A 5,285-nucleotide genomic window follows, 5' to 3' on the forward strand; every position below is an offset into this window, starting at 1 on the left:
TACTATTGTTATTTTTTTGATAGAGTGAAGGCTTACACCATCTCTTCTACATATATTTATTTAGCATTTAAAATTGAATTTTTCAATCTTTCCTCAAGAGGATCTCTAAATTTCTTTAGAGATTACTAAAGAGTAACAAAGAATTAATGTTACCCATGACTCTGTTATTTATACAAGAAAGATTGAATACCGTATTGATGTTAGCATTCCGTAACATTTGACAGTACAGATTAATTAATGTATAATGATTAAAGACGTAAAATTAATATGAAAGGGAAAAACTACTCTTACTCAGATGCCAAAGGATCTTATGGGATAGAGGTCAATATCACACCACATATGCTCCATCAGATCAAAGAAATTGATAAGCAGTATCTTGTAGGAATTCTGAAGGACCAAGAATTTTCAAGAGAACACCCAAGCAGTTGGATTGGCAAGTGCCCCTTCTGCTCTTCCACGAAAAAAAGAAATTCTCAGGTCCCTTACCAGCCTGCATACCTCAACCCAAACAACATGGGGTATGTGTTTCACTGTTGCTCCTGTATGACCTCTGCAACGGTCTATAAGCTGCTTCTGGCTGTTAGGGGTAACTCGGTAGCCGAAGAGTATTTGGAGGCTCGCTGGAGGGCAGGAGAGTTGGCTGGTGGAGGTTTTAATTGTCCACTACCTCAAAGTGTTCGTGAACAGTTGCTGAGCGAAAAGGAACAGCGAAAAACTGCTCACAAAAATGAATACGAGCTGAGGAAAGCCAGGAACTACATTGCCAAGTATGGGCGGATGCCAAATCTTCTGCACTCTCCAGATCCACGATCGACGCCCATATTGCCGCGAGCAACTTTCCGATATAGATTCTGGTCCACGCCTTGTAGTCTGGGTAAAGTCAGATATTCAAAACTGGATTGCCTAGCGGTGTTTTCAGAGAGGGGGTAACACCCCTCTTTTTTATGCCTACTCCCAACACTCGTCACCATCGACCAATCGCCTGGGAGAATCTGTGCCCGTGCCCGCTCGGCAGTTACTTCTTCTTCGATGAAGTGCAGGTAGGTTCGCTGGAGCATCCTCTGCTGAGGTCATCCAGTTCTGGGCAAAAGCATGGATTCCTGGAGGGCAATCGATTATGAAATCCGCACCTTGAGGTTGAAATCGTCACTGCCTCAAACCCTTATCTTTGAGACCTCCAGACCAACCATGCCCCCCATCTGGGGAACTGGATGGACGAGCACGGGAGACTCAGGCGCAATTAACGATACTGCCGTGCCATAACTTTTGCCTCAGATACGCGGGCAATATAGTTTTACATTTTCAATCCGTTAGCGACAAGCAGTTCGCACCAACGCTCTAGAAACAACCTTCGTTCGTCCAGCATAAGTGAATAATCATACGCCTTGCGAACCTTGTCTCCGATTAGATGCCCCATTTGCCGTTGAATAATATCGTGCCCGACCTTCATTACATCTTGCCCTACCGTCAAGGGAACGCTTCTCCACCCATGCGCTCTAAGCACATCTTTATACCCAAGGTTTTTCAAGAAGTTATTTGGGGCATCTGGGGTGAGATGGGGGTACTTAGTCCCTCTCATCGCGGCAAAAATATGTTTTTTACCAACATTTAATTTCTGGGCATACTCCAACACGACTTCCATCTCCTTCGTAATTGGCACATGATGGGATAGGTGCTGGGTCTTCTTGGTTCGCTTGAGTCCAGGGGTTGTTCCGGGAATGATAAGAATCTTATTTGCCGGATCAATCCACTCCCATTCCAGTCGCACCAGCGCACCAGCACGGAGAAAGGTCATAAGCATCAATTTCATTGCTAAAACCGTCTGAACATGGACGGAACAGCGATTGAGACTAATTGCTTCTAGCAAATTTGGAACTTGATCCCAAGAAACCGTTGGATGGTGTCCTGGTTCATGCTTGTTTTTTTCACCTTTTTGCTTTGTCGCTGGATTTTGATTGCGATTCATCCATCCCTGAACAATCGCGTATTCAAAACATTGCGCTAACACCTTTTGAACCCGATTTGCTTGATCAAAACTGCCCCGCTGCTCAATACAAGTCTTCATATTCATTACAATCTGCCTGCCACCATTGTCCCATTCCAAATCTACAAGAAGCGTTTCAGGGGAGATTGATGGATAGACCTGATTTTCCAACTGAAGACGATAGTTTTTAAGTGTGAACTCTCTAAGCAAACTCGCCTTGCTAGCAAGGAACCCATCAACAGCATTCTGCAGGTTTTTAGGGGTTTCTGCGGGAATTGTTTTCCCATAATTCCTGGGATCTGCTCCCTCGCGTTTTGCCCATTCTCTAATTTCAAACCACCGCTCTCTCGCCTGCTTCAAGGTGAACTGTCCTGCCTTGCTTCCAAACACTCCAATCCGTACAGGAATCTGCTTGGTCGTACCATTTATCTGCTTCCTGAAGCGCCCCAGAAACGACTTTCCTCCACCCTTGTGAACAGGTTCAACAACCAGGATCAGACCGTCTCCGCAACCGCGCTGATACCTGTTAGCAGAGGCGGTTAGCAATGCTATTTCTTTTTGTGTTAATGCCATAATAATATCCTCCTGTCTTCAAGAACCCAATGAAATAATCCATTTCTGTATATCTTTTGCCAACCACCGTCGGCAGTTGCCTCCAAGGTTCAGATGCTTTGGAAAACATCCCTCATTCATGCGCCTGTAGACAGTTGATTTTGATAATCTTGTGACGCGTATGACCTCCTTTAAGTCAATTAAAATGAACTCGTCTTTCATCGTGCATGCTCCGTATAATTTATAATCAGACCAGAAACCAAAGCATCTTGCTCTGACCTTAATCCTTGACACTATTATATCACAAACTTGTGACGATTGCAAGAAGTTAAAGGGTGCCATTTGCCTGCTATCGGCGCCCTGGATTTGCATGATTTAAGTGGTGTTGGAAATGGTGTTGGAATCCGCCTCCACCAAAGGGAAGAGTCGTCTCTTCCCGTGTCACCACTTCGCTCTGAGAGTCACAACGAAGGACTCCCTCTCCGTTGAAATCGAATCCTGAAATCGAATCCTGAATTCGAATTCCCAGGGATTCAACCCTCCCTGCCCCCGGCTACAGCAGCCATGGGGGCTGGCTGTAGCCGGGGCTGGCCCTAAGCCTGAAAGTGGCCGACCAGGGAAACCATGTAGCCAATCGTGTGGAGAACTTCACCAGAGGTATAGACACCTAGAACGGCCTCCAGACCGTAGCTTCCATTGCAAAGAGTGTTGACGGGACCCGTACAGGAATTCACGCTCCAACCCACCGTTGAAATCCCGCCTACACCATTGATGGTGATCAGGGGGGTGGACTGCTCCACAAAGAACGACTGACTTTGACCGGGCACCGCAGGCAGGGCCAGATTCAGGCTGAGCGTTTCATTGGCCCAGCCACGGCTGCCTGCCATCGACCCCTTGGCTTCGTAATCAACTACAACAACGCCACAGAGCTGAATCAAAATAATGTTGCCCGCACCCTGGAAGTGAAGGGAGTGGGCCGACTGGAAACGCTTTGCATCCGATGGCGTCAGTTGGTTGATGTTCATATCGGCCGCACTTTAAAAGCAAAATTTCACTATTAGTCTATCAGCATCGTCAGCTATCGCCTACTTGCCCTGGCCAGCTGGGCGGCAATTTCAGGCAGCAGGCGTTCATCTGCGGCGCAATCACGGCCCTCACTAAACACTACAAGCAGCATGGGAGGGCAGTTCTCCAGCTCCACGTAGGCCGCATCGTGCCTGGCCAAACTCATCCAACCAGCCTTGCTCCACAGGCTTGAGCCCGGGGGGAGTCCGGCGCCGACGAAGCCATCCACCTGATTCTCCGGATCGGCAGCCCGCAGGGCCGGATCCAGGCTGCGAGCCAGCAGGGCGCGCATCCGGGCACAGGCCGGCGGCGAGAGCAACGCCGAGGCCATCACAGCCTGCAGCAAGCGGGCCACCGCATCGGTGCTGAGGCGATTGCGGTTCTCCAGTTCGGAGCCATAGAAATCCCGCTCCCGGCCGTAGGGGCCATCCCCCCAGGTTTTCTGGCAAGCGTTACAGCCCTGCAATTCCGGCCAGTCGAGCTCGGCCAGCCAGCAATTCACCAGTTGACGCTGCTCCACCCACTGGGCCATGCGCCGCGGGGGCAGGGATGGACCACTGGTGGTGCCGGTGAGCAGGTCCAGCACCAAGGCGGTGGCGTCGTTACTGGAATCCCTGATCATGTCGCCCAGGGCCAGCCGCAGCTCGGGGGTGTCTGCCAGCAGATCGGCCTGCCGCCAGGCCTCCGCCGCGATCAGATAGACCAGCTTCACCACACTGGCGGGGTAGCGCAGGCGGTCTCCGGCCCAGCTGGCACCCTGCACCGGCAGGGCCCAGAACTGCTGCGGGGCCTGCTCGGCTGCCCGGCCGATCAACGGCTGGTCGTAACGCAGCCAGGTGATCGAGAGCTGCGAAGCCAAGCCCGAGCGGCCATCGAGCTCCAGGGCCCTCACCAGATCGGCCAGGATCTGGCCCATCGCCGGATCGGGGCTGTAGAACGCCATGAGCGCCGGTCCATGTTGTTGCGAGATTAGGGGTGGCCCCATCAGCGAGCTCCAACCCGATGCACCTGGCCAGCGGCACCCCAGCAGCGCCCGAATGGCTCAAGCCCGGCACCATCTGGCGCCTCACCGCCCCGCTGAACCTCTACAGCCAGCCGACGGGTGCGGGACTGGCCACCCAGGCCTGGGAGGGCCGGCAGCTGCAGATCCTTGCCCCCGCCGCAGCAGGGGGCCCTGGCCAGCGGCTGCGGGTGCGCCTGCTTGAGGACGGCTACCCCGGCTGGATTGGCAGCAGCGCCCTGCTGGGGCATGCCCTGGCGGGCCAGCGGCAACCAGGGCGAGGCGTGCACCGCTGCGCCATTCTGCATAGACTGGAAAGGGTTTTAGCCTTCGCCAGCAGCGCCCAGCTCCAGCCCAATCGCTACCTCTGGGGTGGCAGCCTGGGGCCCGACTACGACTGCTCCGGCCTGGTGCAGCGCGCCTATGCCAGCGCAGGGATCTGGATCCCCCGTGACGCCTACCTGCAGGAGCGATTCTGCCAACCCGTAGGAGTGCAACCTGGCCAGAGCCAGCTGCTGATGCCTGGTGATCTGATCTTTTTTGGCAGCCCCCAGCGCTGCAGCCACGTGGGCCTACACCTGGGCGGGGGCGCGTATCTGCACAGTTCTGGCCAGGCCCACGGCCGCAACGGGATCGGCATCGACACCATCTCTCCCCACAACCCCCACCCGGTGGCGCGCCACT

At 53.2% G+C, this 5,285-nt stretch carries 6 protein-coding genes; 2 read left to right on the forward strand and 4 right to left on the reverse strand.

The genetic code is table 11. From position 1 onward, the window contains the following. The first annotated feature begins 267 nt into the window (after nt 1-267). Entirely contained in the window at nt 268-930 is a 663-nt protein-coding gene (locus KBZ15_RS17875; protein ID WP_255016573.1) for a hypothetical protein, read from the forward strand. 364 nt (nt 931-1,294) lie between these two features. Here the strand turns inward: KBZ15_RS17875 and KBZ15_RS17880 are convergent, their stop codons facing one another. From KBZ15_RS17880 to KBZ15_RS17890, 4 genes are all read right to left on the reverse strand, one after another. Beyond that, a complete protein-coding gene (locus KBZ15_RS17880; protein ID WP_255016574.1) occupies nt 1,295-2,557 on the reverse strand; it encodes a site-specific integrase in 1,263 nt (420 codons plus the stop codon). Nucleotides 2,558-2,575: 18 nt separating this feature from the next. Beyond that, nucleotides 2,576-2,908, reverse strand: coding sequence for a helix-turn-helix transcriptional regulator (locus KBZ15_RS18765; RefSeq protein ID WP_396123542.1), 333 nt, complete (start codon nt 2,906-2,908; stop codon nt 2,576-2,578). A gap of 221 nt (nt 2,909-3,129) precedes the next feature. Further along, complete coding sequence (locus KBZ15_RS17885) at nt 3,130-3,561, reverse strand: hypothetical protein (RefSeq protein ID WP_255016575.1); 432 nt, start codon at nt 3,559-3,561, stop codon at nt 3,130-3,132. Nucleotides 3,562-3,614: 53 nt separating this feature from the next. Next, nucleotides 3,615-4,544: a serine hydrolase gene (locus KBZ15_RS17890; RefSeq protein WP_255016576.1), complete on the reverse strand. Its 930-nt coding sequence runs from the start codon at nt 4,542-4,544 to the stop codon at nt 3,615-3,617. A 32-nt stretch (nt 4,545-4,576) separates the two neighbouring features. Between KBZ15_RS17890 and KBZ15_RS17895 the strand changes: the two genes are divergently transcribed. Then, nucleotides 4,577-5,285: C40 family peptidase (locus tag KBZ15_RS17895; RefSeq protein ID WP_255016577.1), on the forward strand; the 709-nt coding region annotated here is incomplete at its 3' end.

Source organism: Cyanobium sp. BA20m-p-22, assembly GCF_024346275.1.
Taxonomy (GTDB): domain Bacteria; phylum Cyanobacteriota; class Cyanobacteriia; order PCC-6307; family Cyanobiaceae; genus Cyanobium_A.